At 62.6% G+C, this 19,319-nt stretch carries 20 protein-coding genes; 4 read left to right on the top strand and 16 right to left on the bottom strand.

The features are described 5' to 3' along the window. The first annotated feature begins 207 nt into the window (after positions 1-207). The gene (locus ACPPVP_RS13845; RefSeq protein WP_426535067.1) at positions 208-1,440 is read left to right on the top strand and encodes a cytochrome P450; all 1,233 of its coding nucleotides are present in this window, start codon (positions 208-210) and stop codon (positions 1,438-1,440) included. A 134-nt stretch (positions 1,441-1,574) separates the two neighbouring features. Beyond that, the gene (locus ACPPVP_RS13840) at positions 1,575-1,961 is read left to right on the top strand and encodes a c-type cytochrome (RefSeq protein ID WP_426537832.1); all 387 of its coding nucleotides are present in this window, start codon (positions 1,575-1,577) and stop codon (positions 1,959-1,961) included. A 51-nt stretch (positions 1,962-2,012) separates the two neighbouring features. Here ACPPVP_RS13840 and ACPPVP_RS13835 read toward each other — a convergent pair whose 3' ends face one another. The 15 genes from ACPPVP_RS13835 to ACPPVP_RS13765 form a co-directional block, all read right to left on the bottom strand. Further along, entirely contained in the window at positions 2,013-2,888 is an 876-nt protein-coding gene (locus tag ACPPVP_RS13835) for a hypothetical protein (RefSeq protein WP_426535065.1), read from the bottom strand. 12 nt (positions 2,889-2,900) lie between these two features. Then, positions 2,901-3,674 (bottom strand): MBOAT family O-acyltransferase, encoded by a 774-nt coding sequence (locus ACPPVP_RS13830; RefSeq protein WP_426535063.1) that lies wholly within the window; start codon positions 3,672-3,674, stop codon positions 2,901-2,903. Between the two features lie 81 nt (positions 3,675-3,755). After that, positions 3,756-4,256 (bottom strand): hypothetical protein, encoded by a 501-nt coding sequence (locus tag ACPPVP_RS13825; RefSeq protein ID WP_426535061.1) that lies wholly within the window; start codon positions 4,254-4,256, stop codon positions 3,756-3,758. Positions 4,257-4,370: 114 nt separating this feature from the next. Next, on the bottom strand, positions 4,371-4,763 hold the full coding sequence (locus ACPPVP_RS13820; RefSeq protein WP_426535059.1) for a hypothetical protein: 393 nt from the start codon (positions 4,761-4,763) through the stop codon (positions 4,371-4,373). A gap of 157 nt (positions 4,764-4,920) precedes the next feature. Beyond that, positions 4,921-5,223, bottom strand: a complete 303-nt coding sequence (locus ACPPVP_RS13815) for a hypothetical protein (RefSeq protein WP_426535057.1) — start codon at positions 5,221-5,223, stop codon at positions 4,921-4,923. Positions 5,224-5,453: 230 nt separating this feature from the next. Next, positions 5,454-6,317, bottom strand: a complete 864-nt coding sequence (locus tag ACPPVP_RS13810) for a sugar phosphate isomerase/epimerase family protein (protein WP_426535055.1) — start codon at positions 6,315-6,317, stop codon at positions 5,454-5,456. After that, on the bottom strand, positions 6,317-7,510 hold the full coding sequence (locus tag ACPPVP_RS13805; protein WP_426535053.1) for a dihydrodipicolinate synthase family protein: 1,194 nt from the start codon (positions 7,508-7,510) through the stop codon (positions 6,317-6,319). The genes ACPPVP_RS13810 and ACPPVP_RS13805 overlap by 1 nt, the downstream gene beginning before the upstream one ends. Positions 7,511-7,523: 13 nt before the next feature. Then, a complete protein-coding gene (locus ACPPVP_RS13800; protein WP_426535051.1) occupies positions 7,524-8,675 on the bottom strand; it encodes a Gfo/Idh/MocA family protein in 1,152 nt (383 codons plus the stop codon). Then, positions 8,672-10,075: a hypothetical protein gene (locus ACPPVP_RS13795; protein ID WP_426535049.1), complete on the bottom strand. Its 1,404-nt coding sequence runs from the start codon at positions 10,073-10,075 to the stop codon at positions 8,672-8,674. Before ACPPVP_RS13795 ends, ACPPVP_RS13800 begins: the two co-directional genes overlap by 4 nt. An 11-nt stretch (positions 10,076-10,086) precedes the next feature. Next, the gene (locus ACPPVP_RS13790; protein ID WP_426535047.1) at positions 10,087-10,935 is read right to left on the bottom strand and encodes an ABC transporter ATP-binding protein; all 849 of its coding nucleotides are present in this window, start codon (positions 10,933-10,935) and stop codon (positions 10,087-10,089) included. A 160-nt stretch (positions 10,936-11,095) separates the two neighbouring features. Next, the gene (locus ACPPVP_RS13785) at positions 11,096-12,094 is read right to left on the bottom strand and encodes an ABC transporter substrate-binding protein (protein ID WP_426535045.1); all 999 of its coding nucleotides are present in this window, start codon (positions 12,092-12,094) and stop codon (positions 11,096-11,098) included. 58 nt (positions 12,095-12,152) lie between these two features. Continuing rightward, positions 12,153-12,962, bottom strand: a complete 810-nt coding sequence (locus tag ACPPVP_RS13780) for an ABC transporter permease (RefSeq protein WP_426535043.1) — start codon at positions 12,960-12,962, stop codon at positions 12,153-12,155. A 207-nt stretch (positions 12,963-13,169) separates the two neighbouring features. Next, the gene (locus ACPPVP_RS13775) at positions 13,170-13,877 is read right to left on the bottom strand and encodes a TetR/AcrR family transcriptional regulator (protein ID WP_426535041.1); all 708 of its coding nucleotides are present in this window, start codon (positions 13,875-13,877) and stop codon (positions 13,170-13,172) included. Between the two features lie 223 nt (positions 13,878-14,100). After that, positions 14,101-14,943, bottom strand: a complete 843-nt coding sequence (locus tag ACPPVP_RS13770) for a VOC family protein (protein WP_426535039.1) — start codon at positions 14,941-14,943, stop codon at positions 14,101-14,103. Then, positions 14,940-16,199 (bottom strand): Glu/Leu/Phe/Val family dehydrogenase, encoded by a 1,260-nt coding sequence (locus ACPPVP_RS13765; protein WP_426535037.1) that lies wholly within the window; start codon positions 16,197-16,199, stop codon positions 14,940-14,942. Before ACPPVP_RS13765 ends, ACPPVP_RS13770 begins: the two co-directional genes overlap by 4 nt. Positions 16,200-16,439: 240 nt before the next feature. Between ACPPVP_RS13765 and ACPPVP_RS13760 the strand changes: the two genes are divergently transcribed. After that, a complete protein-coding gene (locus ACPPVP_RS13760) occupies positions 16,440-17,351 on the top strand; it encodes a sugar kinase (protein WP_426535035.1) in 912 nt (303 codons plus the stop codon). 2 nt (positions 17,352-17,353) lie between these two features. Continuing rightward, positions 17,354-18,262 carry a ribokinase gene (locus ACPPVP_RS13755; protein ID WP_426535033.1) on the top strand — a complete coding sequence of 303 codons (909 nt, stop codon included), beginning with the start codon at positions 17,354-17,356 and terminating at the stop codon, positions 18,260-18,262. 61 nt (positions 18,263-18,323) lie between these two features. On the opposite strand, the gene ACPPVP_RS13750 is transcribed toward ACPPVP_RS13755, so the two are convergent. After that, positions 18,324-19,310, bottom strand: coding sequence for a sialic acid TRAP transporter substrate-binding protein SiaP (locus ACPPVP_RS13750; protein ID WP_426535031.1), 987 nt, complete (start codon positions 19,308-19,310; stop codon positions 18,324-18,326). Positions 19,311-19,319 lie beyond the last annotated feature (9 nt).

The raw sequence follows: 19,319 nt of genomic DNA, 5'->3' as shown, positions 1-19,319 counted from the left end.
CGCCTTGTTTGAGCACGGCTTTTCCAGAAATCGAGCGCTCACCTTGCCAGCTTATCCCCGGTCGGCCGCAACCCCCGCGCGCCGCTGAGGGTGCGGAGCTGGAGGCTGCACTCCGGCTTGACGCCTTGGGCAAGGCATTTAAGATAGTTGCAAACGCGACTAATTCTGATGTCGCTTGCATAATCTTCCCAAAGAGTATGGCGGCCCATGAATTTGGATGCGCGGGAACTGGCGGCCACGTTCGACCTCGAACAGCTGACGCCGGAGTTCTATGCCAACCCCTACCCGACCTATCGCGCGCTGCGTGAGATCGATCCGGTCAAGCGGCTGCCGAACGGCTCGTATTTCCTGACCCGCTACGACGACCTGGTTGCCGCCTACAAGAACACCAAAACCTTCTCGTCGGACAAGAAGAAGGAGTTCTCGCCGAAATACGGCGCCTCCCTGCTCTTCGAGCATCACACCACGAGCCTCGTGTTCAACGATCCTCCCGCCCATACCCGCGTCCGCCGCCTGATTATGGGCGCGCTCTCGCCGCGCACGATCGCCGGCATGGAACCCGATCTGATCCGGCTGGTCGACCGCCTGCTCGACGCCATCGCCGCCAAGAGCAAGGTCAAGGGCAAGGTGGACCTGATCGACGATTTCGCCGCCGCAATCCCGATCGAGGTAATCGGCAACCTGCTCGATGTTCCCGCGGACGAGCGCGAGCCCTTGCGGGACTGGTCGCTCGCCATCCTCGGCGCGCTGGAGCCGGTGATCGGCCCGGACGCCTTCGCCCGCGGCAACAAGGCGGTGGAGGACTTCCTGTCGTACCTCGAAGGGCTGGTGGCGCGGCGGCGGGCCAAGCCCGGTAATCCCGACCGCGACGTGCTCACGCGACTGATTCAGGGCGAAGACAATGGCGAGCGGCTGACCGAGAAGGAACTGCTGCACAACTGCATCTTCCTGCTCAATGCCGGCCACGAGACCACCACCAATCTGATCGGCAACGGCCTGGTGGCGCTGTCGAACAACGCAAACGAGAAACGGCGGTTGATCGATGATCCCGCGCTGATCAAGACCGCGGTCGAGGAAATGCTGCGGTTCGAGAGCTCCAACCAGCTCGGCAATCGCATGACCGTCGAGCCGTTTGAACTCGGCGGCATCGCGATGCCGCCGGGCACGCCGGTGACGCTGTGCATCGGCGCCGCCAATCGCGATCCCACGCAGTTTGCTGATCCCGAGCGTTTCGATATCGGCCGCACGCCGAACCGGCATCTGGCGTTCGGCACCGGCGCGCATCAATGCGCCGGCATGGCGCTGGCGCGGCTCGAGGGCGCGATCGCGATCTCGCGCTTCCTCGCGCGCTTTCCGGACTACGCGCTCGCCGGCGAGCAGGTGCGCGGCGGCCGGGTGCGTTTCCGCGGCTTTTTGAGCGTGCCTTGCGAGGTCGGCTAGGCTGAGGGCGACTTCAGGCGAACGATTTCTGCGTTTGCGCGTTGATATTGCCGGGCGGCGGAGCACAAGGGAGTGAGATCATGCGAGTCGTCCCCGTTGCGGAGCGAGACGTATCTGCACGGCGCCGTAACCGGATGCTCCTGGTGGGGGCATTAAGTGCAATGGCATTCATGCTTCCAGCGCCTTCCGCTCTGCCTCAGGTGTCGCAAGGTACCGAGGACCTCTCGGGGCAACAGGCGTTCAACAATGCCTGTCGAACCTGTCACATGGTCAAAGAGGGCGACAATCGGCTGGGCCCCAATCTGCACAAGGTTGTCGGACGGAAAGCAGGCTCGCTGCCTGATTACAGGTTTTCCAGCGCCATGAAGGAGGCGGGCTTCGTCTGGGATGAGGAGAAGCTCGATCGCTTCATGGCAAACCCCGATGAGGTGGTACCCGGCAACAGCATGAAGCCGTATGGCGGCCTCGCATCGAGCGACGACAGAAAACAGATCATCGCCTACCTTGCTCAATCGCGATGACGCCGCGGCCGCGGACGTATTCGGCGAAGACAAGGCGGCTAGCCGCCGACATCAATTCGCCCCCCGCGCCGATGCCAAAGCGCGTTCCATCGCCTGCGTTGCGATCACCGCAGAGCGTTCGTCGAGATGAACGCCGTCCGCCCAGCGCAGCTCGCTTCGGTTCACCTCGATGGACAACCATCGCTTCGAATCCGGAAATGCCGCGCGAACAATCTCCCGCGTGGTCGCTGCGAACCGCGAGCCTTCAATTGGTTCGGCATAAGGTAGTTCGAACAGCAACACCTGCGCGCCGCGCTCTTCCACCATCCGGATCAACGCCTCAATTCGTTTCGCGTTGAGCCGAGTGGCATCTGTCGGATCTTCCGCATTGAACTGCTGCAGCGTGCGATCCACATAGATCCGGTTGTCGAAATCGCTTGGCGGCTGACCGACCAACCGGCGCAGGTCGAGCACGACCTGCTCATGCGTCAGCGGCGCGTGAAGCCGCTGCTCATAGGCGGCTACCGCGGCCCGCACGGGACGAAAGAAAAACGGCTCAGTGCCGCCGCGCGAGTAACGTTCGACCAGCGCGGTATCGGTAGAGCGGTTGAGGACATTCGCCTCGACCAGAATGTATTGCGGAAGCCGCGGTTGGCTGGCAACGATCTCCAGTCCGGTGACCGGAGAGCCTCCCGCAAGCGCCAGATTTCGCAAGCCACGCGTCGTAAAATATTCCTCCTTGAGTCGGAACGTGAGCGAGCTTCCCACCAGAACAATCTCAGGCACCGGCTCGCGCAGGTATCGGCTCAGCGTGATCAGCGTGCCGTCCCGCGTCGTCGTCGCCGGCATTTGCAGCCCGCTGCCGAAACGCACGGTGGCGAAGCCGCAGGCGATCAGGACAATCGCCGCCGCCGCACCGCCTTTTATCAACCACCGAACGGCGGACATTTTTCCCTCGCCCTAGAACTGAAAGTAGATGAACGACGTTTCGGGGCCGGCCTCCAGATACATCAGCGCGGCCATTGAGCCGTAGAGATACGGCTCCGCCCAGCGAAGCCTTCCCTCGAACAGCGAACGCAAACCAAGGTGCTGAATCATGACCGGCAGCGAGTAGAGCAGCGCCAGGCTGTAGAACAGTTTGGTCGGGTTGGGATTCGTGCTTGGCGTAAACATTCCCGTGAGATAGCCGACCGCATGATCGAAGTTCGGCAGCTTGAAGAAAATCCAGAGCATGGTGACGCAGACAAAGACCACGGTCATCCGCGCCGCTCGAAACGCCGCAGAGTCGATCGAAGCCAGTCGCGACAGCAAGGGGCGTTCAAGCACCAGCAGCAGGCCGTGCAGCAGCCCCCACATCAGGTAGCTGAGGCCGGCGCCGTGCCAGAGGCCGCCCAATCCCATCACGATCATCAGGTTCAAATAGGTCCGCCACAGGCCATGGCGATTGCCGCCGAGCGGAACGTAAAGATAGGTCCGCAGCCAGGTCGACAGCGAGATATGCCAGCGGGTCCAGAACTCGGAGAACGAGGTCGAGATGTAAGGAAGATCGAAGTTGATCGGCAGTCGGTAGCCGAACAGAAGACCAAGCCCGATCGCAATCGCGGAGTAGCCGAAGAAGTCCGCATAGATCTGATAGCTATTGAGGAAAACCAGCAGCCGGCGATCCTGGGTCTGCAGCGTCTCGTAGAGCGGGAAGCTCATGTAAGACGTCATTTCATTGAGGTTGTTCGCCACGTAGAGCTTGAAGAAGAACCCGGTCAGGATCCATTTCGCAACCTCGACGACCGGAATGTCCGCGAAATACTTCGGCCTGATCTACGGCATGAACATTTCCGCGCGCGTGATCGGGCCCGACACGAGCTGCGGAAAGAAGATGATGTAGAGGAAGACGCCGCTCAGCGTTGGCGGCGCCGCCTTCTGCCGGGTCAGATCGACCAGCAGGCTGATGTTGTGGAAGACAAAAAATGAAATGCCGATCGGCAGCGGTAGTTTCAGCAGGAAATCAAGCGGCGCGAAGTCCACCAGGCTGGGGGACGCCGGATCGATGAACAGCAGCTTGTATTTGAAGAACGCGAGCAGCGCGAGATTGAAGGCGACGCCGACCGGAAGCCAGACCTGCCGGTTTCGCAACGCCAGGATCAAGAAGAAGTACGTTCCGAAAACCGCGACCGCCAGCAGTTCCGGCTGGCCATACCCGTAAAAGAACAGGCTGGCGAAGACCAGCAGCTGAACCTGAAACGCTCGCAGGGCCGGCAGGTAATAGGCCGCGAATACGATCGCTGCGAAGACGCCGAACTGCCAGGAAGTGAAAGTCATGCCGCCCCAACGGTAGTTGGGGAACCTCTAGCATTTCGACTTGGGAGGGCCTAGCCGAAAACGGGCAGCCGGGTCGCGGCCTGCCGTTCGATTCGGGCCTAACGCGCGGGAGGTCTAATTCCCGGCGGTGTTGAAGCGGGAAAGATCGCAGTCCCGTTCGGCATATTTCACGCGACGCAGGCCGTCGCGGTCTTCGACCACGGTCGGCTGGCAGCGCTCGCGCCAGGCGGACTGGGCGGCTTCATCAACCTTCAGCTCTTCCGCGGTCCGGGAAACGACCTTCACGATACCGGCGCCGCCGATGTAGAAATTGGTTTGCTGGCTGGGAAGCAGCGGCGCGCCGGGGGCAGCGGCCTTGGCATCCGCGGCAGCCCGCGCCGCCGAGGCGGCCTGCGCGGCTTGGGCGGCCTGGGCGGCATCCGCCGCGCGGCCATGATCCATCGCAAATTGCGCGGACGCCGACGATACCGAAGCGACGACAATCGAAATTGCGATGAAGACGCGCATGGAGCCTGCCTCTTGAAATGAATGCCGCGTGTCAGGAATGACGGACAAGCATTGAGGCGGTGTAAAGCGGCGTGACTAACCGTGCCGCAATTTGGTCGATAAAGATTTAGCGGTCTTTGAGCGTGCTCCTCGCGGGTCGCGACGAGCGAAGATGCAGTTATTCGCTGCGGCCGAACTCGCAGCCCTTGCGGGCGTAAACCAGGCGGGTGACACCTTCATCGTCATAGGTGCGCGTCGGCTTGCAGAACGCTTCCCACTTCTCGATGCTGGCGCGCCTTGCCTTTTCGTCTTCCTGATCCTGCGTCGTGTTGCGCACCGGATCATCCAGGTAGGAGGTCGTGCACACCCTGCCGTAAAACTTGCTGTAGGTGCAGCGTTCCACGATCTGCCATGCCTGCGCCGATGTCGACATCGAAGTCGACAGCAGGGCGAGGGTCGCAATTGCGTAAAGGATTTTCATGTTGCCGCTCATCGCTTTTCGGAGACGTTCTCCGTACGACTTAGCTAATGCCGGAGCCTGCGGAGGGCAACGCTAACCCATTGTTAAGCTAAATAGCGTGGACAAAGGTTAAATCTGGAACCCGAAATCTGTCGCTTCATGTTAAGCTATCAAAAAGCGGACACCCGTTCAGCGACGAAACAACATCGTCCGCCGTTGGCACACCCACGCGCGACTCCGGCCGGAATCGGCTAGACTACGGTCCGATGTCGTTCGATGCAGGTCCGCAAAACGTCATCCATCGGCCTTGACCACCAGTCGTTCGAGAAGATTTCGATCTCGGAATAGCCGGCAAAGCCCTGCGCCTCGACCGCTGATCGCACAGATGTGATGTCGATGACGCCATCGCCCATCATGCCGCGGTCGTTGAGGATGTCTTTCGTAGGCACCAGCCAGTCACAGACGTGAAACGCCAGCAAACGATCTTTCCCCGCGCGCGCGATCTGCGGCATCAATTCCGGGTCCCACCAGATGTGATAGACGTCGAGCGCCACGCCGAGCGCGCCGGTGCGTTGGGGATCGAGCTCGTCGCAGATGTCCAGCGCCTGCTTCGTCGTATTCACGCAGGCGCGGTCGGCGGCATAGGCCGGATGCAGCGGTTCGATCGCAAGCGGCATGTTCGCCTGCTTCGCGTATTCCAGCGTCTCGGCGATGGCATCATGGACCTGTGTGCGCGCGGCCGCGATATCTTTCGAAGCAGCACTTCCCGGCCGCGAATATTGCGGCAGGCCACCGACGACCAGCACGATACAGGGCGCGCCCAGCGCCTTGGCTTCGTCGACGGCGCGACGATTGTCGTCGCGCGCTTCGATCCGGCGCGCCGCATCCGCCGTGAACATGCCGCCGCGGCAATAGCCCGACAGTTCGAGCCCGGCGTCGCGCAACGCGCGCGCGGCGCGGTCGAGGCCTACGGAAGCGACCTGGTCGCGCCACGGATCGATGGCGCGGATGCCATGGCGCGCGCAGGCCTCGATGATGGCGACCAGATCGCCCTGCTTGCGGACGGTTGCCGTGTTCAGAGACAGCCAGCGATGATCGGAAGAAAAATCGCGCATCAAGGTTCGATGCCGCGCGTTGCCAGCATCGTCTTCATGCGCCGCGTCGCCAGTTCAGGGTTGGACAGAAGCCCGGCCTTGTCGGCCAGCCGAAAAAGTTCGGCCAGATGCAGCGTCGAGCGCGTGCTCTCCTGCCCGCCGACCATGGTGAAATGGTCCTGATGGCCATTGAGCCAGGCCATGAACACGATGCCGGTCTTGTAGAACCGCGTCGGCGCCCGGAAGATATGGCGCGACAGCGGCACCGTCAGCCCTAGCACATCGTGGAAGCCCATCTCGTCGCCGGCCGCCAGCCGCGACAGCGCGTAGGACGCCGCGGGTGCGATGGCATCGAAGATGCCGAGCAGCGCGTGGGAAATGCCCTGGTCGTCGCCGGCAATCAGTTCGGCATAGTTGAAATCGTCGCCGGTATACATCTTGACGTTCTTGTCCAGCCGGCGGCGCATGTCGATCTCGCGTTGTTTGTCGAGCAGCGAGACTTTGACGCCGTCGACCTTGGCCGCATTGGCGTTGATGATGGCAACCGCCGTGTCCATCGCCTTGTCGAGGTCGGCCGTGCCCCAGTAACCGGCCAGCGCCGGGTCGAACATGTCGCCGAGCCAATGGATGATCACGGGCTCGCGGACCTGGCCGAGCACGCGGTTATAGACTTTTGCATAATCGTCAGCGCTACGACCGAGCTTTGCCAGCGCGCGCGAGGCCATCAGGATGATGCGGCCGCCGGCCTTCTCGACCGACGCGATCTGCTCCTCATAGGCGCGGATGACGTCATCGATCGACTTTGCATCTTCAACCGCGAGGTGATCGGTGCCGGCGCCGGAGAACACCAGCGCATTGCCCTTTGCCTTCGCCGCCCTCACCGAGCGCTGAATCAGTTCCAGCGAGGTCGGCCAGTCCAACCCCATGCCGCGCTGCGCGGTGTCCATCGCCTCGGCAACGCCGAGGCCGAGATCCCAGACATGCTCGCGGAATGCGATGGTGCGGTCCCAGTCGATCGCGGATGACAGCCACGGGTCGTTATCGGCAAGCGGATCCGCCACCACATGGGCGGCGGAAAACGCCACGCGGTTGAGCGTGCCGTCTAGCTTCGCCGGAAACGTCCGCGACGCCGCCAGGCGATAGGTCTCGATCGAACGATCAGCCGTCGGCAGCCTCACAGACAGCGACGACATCGGCAGGACAGGCTTGTTCATTGGTTAGGCCTCCTCACACCTTGATCGGGGCAACATCGATCCAGCGGCGCTCGCGCCAGCTCTGCAGCGCACATTCGGCAAGCTGCACGCCCTTGGCGCCTTCCAGCAGCGTGTATTTATAGGGAGCATCCTCGCAGACGTGGCGGATGAACATCTCCCACTGCTCCTTGAAGCCGTTGTCGTAGACGACATTTTCCGGAACCTTCTGCCAGTCGGCGTAGAAATCATGGGTGCGCTTTTCGTCCGGATTCCAGACCGGACGTGGCGTCGCCTGCCGGGCCTGGATCACGCAATCGGTCAGGCCCGCCACCGCGGAGCCGTGCGTGCCGTCGACCTGGAAGGTGACGAGATCGTCGCGGTAGACCCGCGTCACCCAGCTCATATTGATATGCGCGATCACGCCGCCCTTGAGGCGGAAGGTCGCGTAGGCGGAGTCATCGGCGGTCGCCGTGTACTTCTTGCCCTTCTCGTCGAAACGCTCGGGAATATCTGTCGTACCGAGGCAGGAGATGCTTTCGACCTCGCCAAAGAGATTGTCGAGCACGTAGCGCCAGTGGCAGACCATGTCGAGGATGATGCCGCCGCCGTCCTCGCTGCGGTAATTCCACGACGGCCGCTGCGCCTCCTGCCAGCCGCCTTCGAAAACCCAGTAGCCGAACTCGCCGCGCACCGAGAGCATGCGGCCGAAGAAACCGGAATCGCGCAGGAAGGCGAGCTTCTTCAGGCCCGGCAGGAACAGCTTGTCCTGCACCGTGCCGTGCTTGACGCCCTTGGCATTGGCGAGCCGCAGCACCGCGACCGCCTCGTCCAGATTGGTCGCGATCGGCTTTTCGCAATAGACGTGCTTGCCGGCATTGATCGCCTTGGTCAGCAGCGAGGGACGCGCCTGCGTGGTCGCGGCATCGAAGAAGATCGTATCGTTCTTGTCGGCCAGCGCCGTGTCGAGATCGGTCGACCAGCGCTCGACGTTGAAACGCTTGGCAAGGCGTTCCACCTTGTCCGCATCGCGGCCGATCAGGATCGGATCGGGCCGCATGCGGTCGCCGTTTGCGAGCAGCACGCCGCCCTGGTCGCGGATCGCGATGATGGAGCGGATCAAATGCTGGTTGAGCCCCATCCGGCCGGTCACACCGTTCATGATCAGGCCGAGGCGTTTGGTCGTCATACTGCTTTCTCCAGGGGAATTTTTACTGTGGGCCGCGCAAGCGGCTGCATCGTGGACCAGTCCGGATGAACCGAACTGGCGAAGCCGGGTGCCGTTAGCGATCCCGTCAGGAGATCGCCGTCGTGGATCGCGAGCCGGATTTTGCTGGCATCGCGGACATAAAGATCAGGATGCGCAGATAGAAACGCCTCCGCTTCGGCGGCCGGCGTGTCGCCAAAGCCGTCTACGTAGTGATGGCCGTTGCGCTCCGCGTGAGTGACGCCGATCAGCGCGCCGAGCGCGAGATCCTGCTGCACGGCGAGGCCCGCCTGGCAGGTCAGGTCCTCGCCGGCGATGAAGCACTTTTCGCCGCTCGCGCTCCACTTGGCCGCGCGGGTTGCATTGATCACCGACTTGTAGACGCCCTTGCAGGATTTCGAGGAAATGCCGCGATAGCCGAGCGCCCGCGCCACCGGGAAGGCGTCGTAGGAGTCGTCGGCTTCGTCGACGATGAAATCGCGCCGTGCCAGCCCTCCGAGCGGCGATTGGCGCGTGATGTCGCGCGGCATCGGTTGTTCGATGTACAGGAGCTTTTGCGCGATCGGCCGCAGCGCAGCGTCACGATCGAGCCGATCGACCAACGCGCTCAGGCCTGCAAGATCGGCATATTGTTCATTGGCGTCGAGCGTGACGCGGTAATCATGGGGCAGCGTGGCGAGTTCCCTACCGATTTGGATCAGGCGATCCGCGTCATGTTGGGGATCACCGTTGAGCTTGAGCTTGAAATAGCGCGCGCCGGCGTTTTCTCTGATGTCGGCGACACCACCCTCGCCTTCGACCTTGTCATCCATGCCGACCGTGTGCCGGATCGCTACCCGCTCCAACCGCTTGCGGCCTGCGAGAAACTGCGACACGTCGGCTTCCGTCAGATCACGCGACAGGCGCGGATCGATGCCCGCGACATTGGCCGCCATGCCATCAAAGAAGTTGGCCCCCGTACAGCGCAGCAGCGCGTCCAGGACGGCTTTGTCGATTTCGGCGGGTCCATAGCCTGCTGCCAGCGGCGGGATATCTTCTCTGGCGCAGGCCTCGATCTGCGCGCCGATACAGGCCGCGTGCAGGCCGAATGCGGTCTCGAAGCCGGAATGCGCCAGATAGAGTTCGCGCGCGATCAGCAGCGAGCGACGTAATTCCGTGACCGTCTCCTCTGGCGCCAGATGCGGGCGCTTGTCGAACCATTTTGGCACCAGGAATTCGGCGCTGGCTCCGGTCGCCCTGTCCTTGCCTTCGACCTCGATCTCGACGCGCACGAAAGCCTGCGGCGTCGCGTTGATGACGACCGCACCGAACCGGAACGGCCGGGCGAAAGTGACCGGTCGTTCAAAGAAGGAGATGTCTCGTACGGCCAAACGATACGGCATCAGGCCAGCTTTCAATCCAGCGCGCTTTGGGTGAAAAAATGTTTGCGAATCCGCTGCACCAGTTCGGTGAAGGCGGGGTCGGCCATCGCGTCCAGCGAGCGCGGGCGCGGCAGCGGTACGTCGTAGATCGCCGCGATCGCGCCAGGCCGCTCGGTCATGACCAGCACGCGGTCGGCGAGGAACACGGCCTCGGGAATCGAATGCGTGATCAGCAGCACGGTCTTGCCGGTCTCGCGCTGGATCCGCATCAGCTCGACATTCATCTTCTCGCGCGTCATGGCGTCGAGCGCGCCGAACGGCTCGTCCATCAGCATGATCTTGGGGTCGTGCACCAGCGCCCGGCAGATCGAGGCGCGTTGCTGCATGCCGCCGGACAATTGCCATGGCAGTTTCTTCTCGAACCCTTCGAGGCCGACCAGCTTCAGCAGCGCTTTCGCCCGCGGCAGATATTTTTCGCGCGACAGCTTCTTCATGTCGATCGGCAACATCACGTTGGACAGGATGTTGCGCCAGGGCAGCAGCAGCGCGTTCTGGAACACGATGCCGACATTGCCGTGCGGCTTCGTCACCTGCTCGCCTTCGACCAGGATCTCGCCGGTCGAGGGCGCCAATAGCCCGGAGATCATTTTCAGAAGCGTAGACTTGCCGCAGCCGGACGGGCCGACCACGACAAAGAACTCACCCTCGTTGATGTGGAAATCCAGCGGCCGCAACGACGGCACGTCGCCGTCGCGCGAACGATAGGTTTTTGAGACGCCGGACAGCGTGATGCCCGACGCGGCGCCGCCGGCGCGATCCGACACCAGGCGCAGATGCGCACCCGGCTGATTGGTCTCGGTTTGCTTGGTCGCGGGATTCATTGCAGAGCTCCACTCCACCCGTCGTCCCTGCGAACGCAGGGACCCATACGCCGTGCCCTTTCGTAAGGGCACGGGGATGGAGACCTGCTGCAACAACCAAGGCCGGGGGTTATGGGTCCCCGCGTGCGCGGGGACGACGATAGATTTGTCACGCGTCCGCTCACGAACCGCCCTGCGGCAGGTAGTCGTTGGTGTAAAACGCCTTGGGATTGTCCTTGGCCTTCGCGTCCAGCCCGCCATATTCGACCATCAGATTGACCGTGTCGGTCATGTTCTGGTCGGTGACCTGGAACGGCCGCTTGTTCTTGGTTTCCGGCGTCCGGTAGAGCGGGATCGTCAGCTCAAAGCCTTGCGTCAACGTTTCGATCTTGCCGCCCTTCGGGTTGGCATCGAGGATCGACTGCGCCGCGCCCTTGGCGTCCTTCTCTGCCGCTTCGACCGCTTTCGTCGTGGCCGACATGAAGCGCTTGACCAAATCGGCATTGGCCTTGACGAACTCGGTGTTGGCGACGATGCCCGAGCACACCATGTTGATGCCGTAGTCGGCGAACTTGATCGCGTTGACGTCCTTGCCGGTGGCGTCCTTGATCTTCATCGACTGGTCCATGACATAACCGAGCAGCAGATCCGCCTGGCCGTTGATGACGGCGTTCAGCTTGGTCTGGCCGTCACCCGCCACGGTCTGGAAGTCGCTTTCCTTCAGTCCGGTCTTCTTCAAAAACAGCGGCCAGATCTGGGTCATCGAGTCGGCCGGCGTGATCGCCACCGTCTTGCCCTTGATGTCCTCGGGCTTCTTGATGTTCTTTTCGACAAAACCCATCGCCGACATCGGGCTGGTCTGCAGCAGCACGCCGGTAGCTGTGATCGGGGCGCCCTTCACGGCGGCGCGCATCATGGTCGGCACGTCGACATAGCCGAAATTGGCGGTCTTGGCCGCAACCGCCTGCGTGGTCGCCGCCGAGCCGCGGCCTTCCTGGATTTCGAGATCGATGCCCTCGGCGGCATAGATGCCCTTGGCCTTGCCGTAATAGAACGGCGCGTGCTCGCCATAGACGTACCAGTTCAGCATCAGCACGACCTTGTCGGCGGCCGATGCCGGAAGCACCGAAAGCGCGGTCCAGATCAAGGCGGCAGAAATCGCCGTCATCGTTCGTATCATTGTCTTCCTCCCGTTGGTGTTGGTGCGGGCCCTTGGACAGGCCGCTTGATGGTTGGATTTACGAAGCAAAAATGATGTCGTCGCGCTGACTGACGTGCCAGGGGATCACGAGGCGCTCGATGCGGTCGACCACCCAGAACAGCACCACGCCGAGCAGCGCCAGGATCACCAGCGCGGCAAACATCGTCGGCAGGTCGAACGTCCCGATCGAGCGCTGCATCACATAGCCGATACCGGAATTGGAGCCGACGAACTCGCCGACCACGGCGCCGACCACCGCGAGCGTGATGGAGACCTTCAGTCCGGAGAAGATCGCGGGCATCGCGTGCGGCAGGTTGACGGCGCAAAATACCCGGAAGCGGCTGCCCTGCATGGCGCGGGCAAGATCGACCATGTCGGGATCGACCGACTTGAAACCCTGCACGGCGGACACGACCACGGGAAAGAAGCCAAGCAGGAACGCCGAGATCACTTTTGGAATGATGCCGAAGCCGAACCACACGACGAACAGCGGCGCGATCGCGATCTTTGGCACGGACTGCGAGAATACCAGCAGCGGATAAACGTAGCTTTCCACCGTCTTCGACCCCGCGATCAGCATCGCGACGGGAATACCGAACACCGCCGACAGCAGGAAGCCGCAGATGGTGGCGTAGGTGGTCGGCCAGGCCTGCCGCAACAATTCCGGCCACTCCGTCCGCAGCACCGCCACGACATCGCCGGGCGCAGGGATCTGGTAGGCCGGGATCTGGAACAGGCGGATGGTGAGGTCCCACATCACCACGATGAACAGCAGGAAAAGAAACGGCCGCACCCACGCAGCATTCAGCGCTTTCGACAAGCCGCTCTCGCGCTTCAACTCGGCCACGTCCCGCTCCCTGTGATCGTCTTTTCGGGGGAGAAATTAACCCGTTGGATAAATACTGGCAAGCGGGTTTTCGTGCGGTATTTTGTCGTTCCTGCGAACGCAGGAACCGATAACCCCGGGGCTCATTGTTGCAGCGGAATCAACGACTACCGTCCGAAAACCGTGGGGCCGCGACGTATGGGTTCCTGCGTTCGCAGGAACGACAGCCTACACCGGCTGATGCGCCGGGGACCGCACGCCCGGCAACTCAGTCTTGCCGAAATCCGCCGTCGATTTCCCCGTCAACGCCGCCAGCACCAGTGCGACCATGTGGGCGAGGCGTTCATCCCGCGCATCCTTCTTCAGGAGGTCGCGACCGAAGATCACCGAAAGCGTGGCGCTGTTGGAGAGATAGAAGAAGCATAACCCCGCAATGGAAATGTACAGCTGCACCGGATCGACCGCGACGCGAAAATCGCCGCTTTCGACGCCGCGCGTCACCACCGTGCGGATCATCTCGACGAACGGCGAATGCATCGATTTGACCTTGGTCGAGCGCTTCAGATGGCGTGCTTTGGCGAGATTTTCCGTATTCAGCAGCGCCAGAAATTCGGGGTTACGCAGGAAGTAGTTCCAGGTGAAGTCGATCAGCCGTTCGATCGCGTCGGGCGGATCGAGATGTTCAAGATCGAGCCCGCGCTCCTCGAAACGGATTTTTTCATAGGCGCCTTCGAGCACCGCGAGGTAGAGGTCTTCCTTGTTGCCGACGTGGTAATACAGCATGCGCTTGTTGGCGCCGGCGTTTGCCGCAATGCGATCGACGCGCGCGCCGGCCAGGCCATGGGCGGCGAACTCCTGCTTGGCGGACTCGAGAATGCGGATCCGCATCCCCTCAGGGTCGCGCTGCCATTTCTGAACGCGTTTTGCCTTTGCCAAATCAGCTCGCTCAATGCCTGTACGCGACAAGCTGTAGCACGCAGGGAAGCGTTTGAGAATGAGGCGGGACTGCCCTTCCCCCTTCTCCCCTTGTGGGAGAAGGTGCCTTCGCGAAAGCGAAGGCGGATGAGGGGTTGCTATCCGCGGAGACAGACCCCTCATCCGTCTCGCCGTCGCTTCGCGCCGTCGATCCACCTTCTCCCGCAAGGGGAGAAGGGAAAGATCACGGCGCAGCCGACGGCTGCACCAGCAGCGTCGGGACGCTGCACGTGCTGCTGCGCACCGTCATCACCCGCGTCCCCGGCTTGCGACCGGTGCGGACTTCCGACACGTCGACGCCGGCCTGCGCCAGCCGGGCATGGGTGGCGTCGATGTCGGCCACACGCCAGCAGATCCCGCTCAGCCGATCCTGCGACGTGTCAGCTAGCTTGCCCGGCCGGTGCGTGACCTCGACAATCACGTCGCCGCAGCGGAAGAACATCAACCGGCCCCAATCCGGATGCGAGCGATCAAGCGCCATGTCGAGGCCGAGCCGGGCGCCATAAAGGGCGGCGGCCCGTTCGGGGTCTGATGTCGAGACCACGACATGGTCCATCGCCGTGATCGATCCGGCCGTGGTTCGCACCGACAGCGGACGCTCCTTGTCGCGCTCGAGGAAGAACAGGCGGACGCCGCGCGAAGCCTCCGTCGCCGTTCGCGTGCGCTTCCATGACAGCGTCGCGCCCGAGATCGCATCGCGGCTTTCGACCTCGGCAACGGCATCGGGCTTCAGCGTCAGCCGGTCCAGCCGGCGATACATCTTGGCGATGTCGCTGGTCCGGAAGCATATGCTTGCGAGCCCCTCGCCCTGTGCGGTCAGCACCGCGCGAATGCGGTCCGCATTGGCGCCATCACTGTTCGGCGCCACCAATTCCAGCGTCGTATTGTCGAGCGTGAACAGGACGCGATCGGCGCCATCGCCGCTGTACTGCCAAGCCGGCGCGCGGGCAAACAAGGTCTGGTAAGCGGCGGAGGCCGCGTTGATGTCGCCGGTGAGAACGACGACGTGGTCGAGGCTGGTGATCACGGGAACAGGCCTCGCGTGTTCTTGGCGGCGCGGACCTTTTCCACGCCGATCGCCATCGCCGCGGTTCGATGCGGGATCTTGTCGGCGTTGGCCCGCTGCACCATGGTGTCGAAAGCGCGATCGAGGATGGCGTATTCGCGCCGCGTCACCTCCTCTTCCTCCCAGAACAATTGCTGCAAATCCTGCACCCATTCGAAGTAGCTGACCACGACGCCGCCGGAATTGCAGAGAATGTCGGGGATCAAAAACACTTCGCCCTGGCGCTTCTCCAGCACCAGATCGGCATCCGGCGTGGTCGGGCCATTCGCGCCCTCGGCCAGCACGCGGCATTTGAGATTTTCCGCGATCTTGGCGTCGATCACCCGCTCCATCGCCGCCGGCACCAGCACGTCGCAGGGCAGCGTCAGGATTTGTTCGGGGTCGAACGTCATCTGGTTGGAGAAGCCGGCGATGCTGCCATGCGTGCCCGCGTGCCGCATCAGCGCGGGAATATCCAGCCCGGCCGGATCGTGCAGCGCTCCGGTGTGATCGCTGACGGCGATAATCTTCAAGCCATATTGATGCAGCTCCAGCGCCGCATAGGAGCCGACATTGCCAAAGCCCTGGATGACGGCGGTCGCGGTGCCCGGATTGATCGACAGCTCCTTCAGCACGCGCCTGGCGAGATAGGCGACGCCGCGCCCCGTCGCTTCGCGCCGGCCGAGCGTGCCGCCCGACGATACCGGCTTGCCGGTAACGATCTCGGTCACGGTGCGGCCCTGGTACATCGAATAGGTGTCCATGAACCAGGCCATCACCTGCTCATTGGTGCCCATGTCGGGCGCCATGACGTCGGTATGTGGGCCGACGAAGGGAATCATCTCCTGCATGTAGCGGCGCGATAGCGCCTCCAGTTCGCGCCTGGAGATGGTGGAGAGATCGACATTGACGCCGCCCTTGGCGCCGCCATAGGGCAACCCGACCAGCGCGCATTTCCAGCTCATCCAGATCGCAAGGGCTGCGACCTCGCCGATGTCGACGGAGGGCGCGAATCGCGTGCCGCCCTTGGTCGGGCCGAGGGTGAGGTGATGCTGCACCCGGTAGCCCTCGAACACCGCGACCGTGCCGTCGTCGCGATGAATTGGACAGGAAACGGTGATGGCCCGCTTCGGCATCAGGATTCGGTCGCGCTCGTCCATCGGGATTTCGAGATGGTTGGCGATGACGCCAAACTGGTTAACCGCCATGTCGAACACCGGACCGGAATAAACGGTCATCATTCCCTCCACTTTTGTCGCCACCGCCGGGAAACCCGGGCAGCCGTCAGCCGTTATACGGCAAGATGCCCAAGACCTCTAAGGACAAGGCCCCAAGGACGGTCGTATTCTCCTCATACTCCCATCTCAAGCTGCAAAGACGGCACGGGTGCGAATAATTTCAGCGAATGCATCCGATAACCGGTGCTAATGTGTGTGCGCCGGGCCGGGACCACCCCTTAAGCTCATGACGGAAAACGAATGCAGGCTCTCTTCATTGGACAGACCTATATCGACGTTACCTTCATCACCGACCACATGCCGACCGGCGACGAAAAGCACGTGGCCTCCGCCTATGCGGTTTCCTTTGGCGGCAACGCCGTCACGGCGGCATTCTGCTGCGCCAAGCTCGGGATCGTGCCCGACCTGATCGCGACCGTCGCCAACGACTGGCTCGGCCGCATGTTTCAGGACATGAGCGCGAAGTATGGAATCTCGATCCATCCGCGCAAGGTCAACGCCTCCTCGCTGTCCTTCATCATGCCGAAGGACGGCAAGCGCGCCATCGTGCGCTGCCGCGACGACGAGCATATCCACCCGTTCCCGATCCTCAATTTAAAGGGTTGCCGCGCGCTGCATGTCGACGGCCACCAGCCGGATGCTGCAATCCACTACGCCAGGCTGTGCCGCGAGGACGGCATCCTGACGTCGCTCGACGGCGGCGGCCTGCGGACCAATACCCATGAACTGCTTGAATTCATCGACGTCGCCATCGTTGCCGAGCGGCTGTGCGAGCAGATGGACAAGACGCCGGATGCCATGCTCGATTATCTCAAGAGCCGCGGCTGCCGGGTCGGCGGCGTCACCATGGGAGAGCAAGGCCTGCTCTGGTATGACGAGACCGGCGCGGTCCGCAAGCTGCCAGCGCTGCCAATCGCAGGCGAGCGCGTGATCGATACCAACGGCGCCGGTGACGTATTTCATGGCGCTTACGTGTTTTCGTACCTCAACAATCCGTCGAAAAGCTGGCAGGACCATTTCGAGTTTGCGCGCGCGGCCTCGACCTACAAGATCCAGCGCCTCGGCAACGAGGCTGGATTGCCGACGCTTGCCGATATCGATGCCGTCAAGCAGGAATTCCAGATCGGGCGCAAGAAGGAATTTTGGGACTAGATATGGGACGCGTCTTTGTCGCCGGCAGCATCAACATGGATGTGGTGGCGACGGCCACCAGGCATCCCAAGGTCGGTGAAACTGTCGCAGGCCAGGCCGTGCATTATTTTGCTGGCGGCAAGGGCGCAAACCAGGCGGTCGCCGCGGCGAAGCTGGGTGCATCGACCGCGCTGATCGGCCGGCTGGGCACAGATGCCTTCGGCCAGCAATTACGGACGTTCCTCGCTGCGCAAGGCGTCGACCTCGCGCTCGTCAAGGACACCGCTTATATCCATACCGGGACCGCCGTGATCACCGTCGCCGACGCCGACAACACCATCGTGGTCGTGCCCGGCGCCAACGCGCTGGTCAGCGGCGAGGACGTCGCCGCCCCCGTGCTCGCCAAGGGCGACGTCGCCGTGAGCCAGTTCGAAATTCCGCAAGCGACCATCGGCGCCTTCTTCAGGCGGGCGCGCGCGGCAGGCGCGACCACCATCCTCAATCCGGCGCCGGCGATGGCTTGCGGCCCGGAATTGCTCGAACTGGTCGACATCCTGATCCTCAACGAGACCGAATTGGGGTTTCTCACGGGCACCACGCTCGCCGATACTGACGCCCCTGCCCGTTTCATTGAAGCGGCGCGACGTCTGCCAATCGGCGCTGAAAAAATCATTTGCGTCACGCTGGGCAAGCGCGGCGTGCTCGCGCTGGTCGGCGGCGAGCCCTTGCTGATTGCGGGGCGCGCCGTGAAGGCGGTGGACACCACCGGCGCCGGCGACTGCTTCGTCGGCGCCCTCGCAGCCCAGCTTGCCAATGGAAAGCCGATCCGCGACGCGCTCGAATATGCCAATGCCGCCGCATCGATCTGCGTGCAGCGGATGGGCGCCGCGCCGTCGATGCCGACGGCAGCCGAAGTGGCGGCGTTGCTCTAGATTTTTTCTGACGCGTTTTCTTTACGCGAACCGGTGTCGACTTCGCTCAAAAACGCCATGCCTACTTCAACGCCTGCAGCTCGTCGTATTGCGCCCTGGTCCAGCCGGCCCCGACGGATGCATCATTGTGCAGCGGGATCGCCGCCTTTCGGAACGCCTCGCGATCAGGCTCGACCACGGTCACGCCGAGCTTCCTGAACTCGCCGGCCAAAATCCTCTCGGACGCCTCGATCGACTCCGTCGCCTTTGAGGCTGCTTCCTTCAACGTATCCGCAAAGACCTTTTGGTCGTCCGGCGTCAGCTTGTTCCAGACGTGACTGCCGATCACCGTCACCATCGACTCGGTGATGTGGCCGGTCAGCACGATGTGGCTCTGCACCTCGTAGAATTTCTTGGCCATGATCGTGGGTAGCGGATTTTCCTGGCCGTCGACCAGCCCCTGCTGGAGCGCCGTGTAGACATCGGAAAAGGCGATCGGCGTTGCGTCGGCGCCGACGGATTTGGTGAACATCAGAAACAGCGGCGCCGGCGGCACGCGCAGCTTCATGCCCCGCATGTCCTCGGGCTTATTGATGCGCCTGTTGGCGGTGACATGGCGCTGGCCGTAATAGGTGAGCGCTGCGATCTTGTGCCCGGTCTTGTCCTCGTAGCCCCTGGCCAGCTCGGCAAAAAGCCTGCTGCCGCGATACGCTTTCCAGTGATCGAAGTCGCGCAGCATGAACGGCGCGCCGGTGATGCCAAGCGGCTCGTAGGTCGCCGCAACGAAGTTGATGCCGACGTAGACGATATCGATGGCGCCGAGGCCGAGCGCTTTATTGATCTGGTTCTCGTTGCCGAGCTGGGAAGCCGGAAACACCTCGATGTCGTATTTGCCGCCGGTGCGCTTCCTGATCTCGCTGGCGGCCCACAATGCCTCGGTGTGGTAGGGTTCGGTGACCTCGTAGACATGCGCCCATTTCAGCTTGATCTGCGCTGAAGCCGGGCCACCAATAGCCAGGGCCATGATGGTGGCGCCTATCAACCTGAGATAGCACGTCCAAACGGACATATACCCTCC

The sequence above is a fragment of the Bradyrhizobium sp. McL0615 genome, assembly GCF_049993905.1.
Taxonomy (GTDB): Bacteria; Pseudomonadota; Alphaproteobacteria; order Rhizobiales; family Xanthobacteraceae; genus Bradyrhizobium.
The sequence above is the reverse complement of the archived record's forward strand: the minus strand, read 5'-3'. Positions and strand labels throughout refer to the sequence as shown.

Excerpts from the sequence above, each read along its gene's own strand:
- ACPPVP_RS13845 (WP_426535067.1), top strand. The coding sequence starts at position 208 with ATGAATTTGGATGCGCGGGAACTGGCGGCCACGTTCGACCTCGAACAG.
- ACPPVP_RS13840 (WP_426537832.1), top strand. The coding sequence starts at position 1,575 with ATGCTCCTGGTGGGGGCATTAAGTGCAATGGCATTCATGCTTCCAGCG.
- ACPPVP_RS13835 (WP_426535065.1), bottom strand. The coding sequence starts at position 2,888 with ATGTCCGCCGTTCGGTGGTTGATAAAAGGCGGTGCGGCGGCGGCGATT.
- ACPPVP_RS13825 (WP_426535061.1), bottom strand. The coding sequence starts at position 4,256 with ATGACTTTCACTTCCTGGCAGTTCGGCGTCTTCGCAGCGATCGTATTC.
- ACPPVP_RS13820 (WP_426535059.1), bottom strand. The coding sequence starts at position 4,763 with ATGCGCGTCTTCATCGCAATTTCGATTGTCGTCGCTTCGGTATCGTCG.
- ACPPVP_RS13815 (WP_426535057.1), bottom strand. The coding sequence starts at position 5,223 with ATGAAAATCCTTTACGCAATTGCGACCCTCGCCCTGCTGTCGACTTCG.
- ACPPVP_RS13810 (WP_426535055.1), bottom strand. The coding sequence starts at position 6,317 with ATGCGCGATTTTTCTTCCGATCATCGCTGGCTGTCTCTGAACACGGCA.
- ACPPVP_RS13805 (WP_426535053.1), bottom strand. The coding sequence starts at position 7,510 with ATGAACAAGCCTGTCCTGCCGATGTCGTCGCTGTCTGTGAGGCTGCCG.
- ACPPVP_RS13800 (WP_426535051.1), bottom strand. The coding sequence starts at position 8,675 with ATGACGACCAAACGCCTCGGCCTGATCATGAACGGTGTGACCGGCCGG.
- ACPPVP_RS13795 (WP_426535049.1), bottom strand. The coding sequence starts at position 10,075 with ATGCCGTATCGTTTGGCCGTACGAGACATCTCCTTCTTTGAACGACCG.
- ACPPVP_RS13790 (WP_426535047.1), bottom strand. The coding sequence starts at position 10,935 with ATGAATCCCGCGACCAAGCAAACCGAGACCAATCAGCCGGGTGCGCAT.
- ACPPVP_RS13785 (WP_426535045.1), bottom strand. The coding sequence starts at position 12,094 with ATGATACGAACGATGACGGCGATTTCTGCCGCCTTGATCTGGACCGCG.
- ACPPVP_RS13765 (WP_426535037.1), bottom strand. The coding sequence starts at position 16,199 with ATGACCGTTTATTCCGGTCCGGTGTTCGACATGGCGGTTAACCAGTTT.
- ACPPVP_RS13760 (WP_426535035.1), top strand. The coding sequence starts at position 16,440 with ATGCAGGCTCTCTTCATTGGACAGACCTATATCGACGTTACCTTCATC.
- ACPPVP_RS13755 (WP_426535033.1), top strand. The coding sequence starts at position 17,354 with ATGGGACGCGTCTTTGTCGCCGGCAGCATCAACATGGATGTGGTGGCG.
- ACPPVP_RS13750 (WP_426535031.1), bottom strand. The coding sequence starts at position 19,310 with ATGTCCGTTTGGACGTGCTATCTCAGGTTGATAGGCGCCACCATCATG.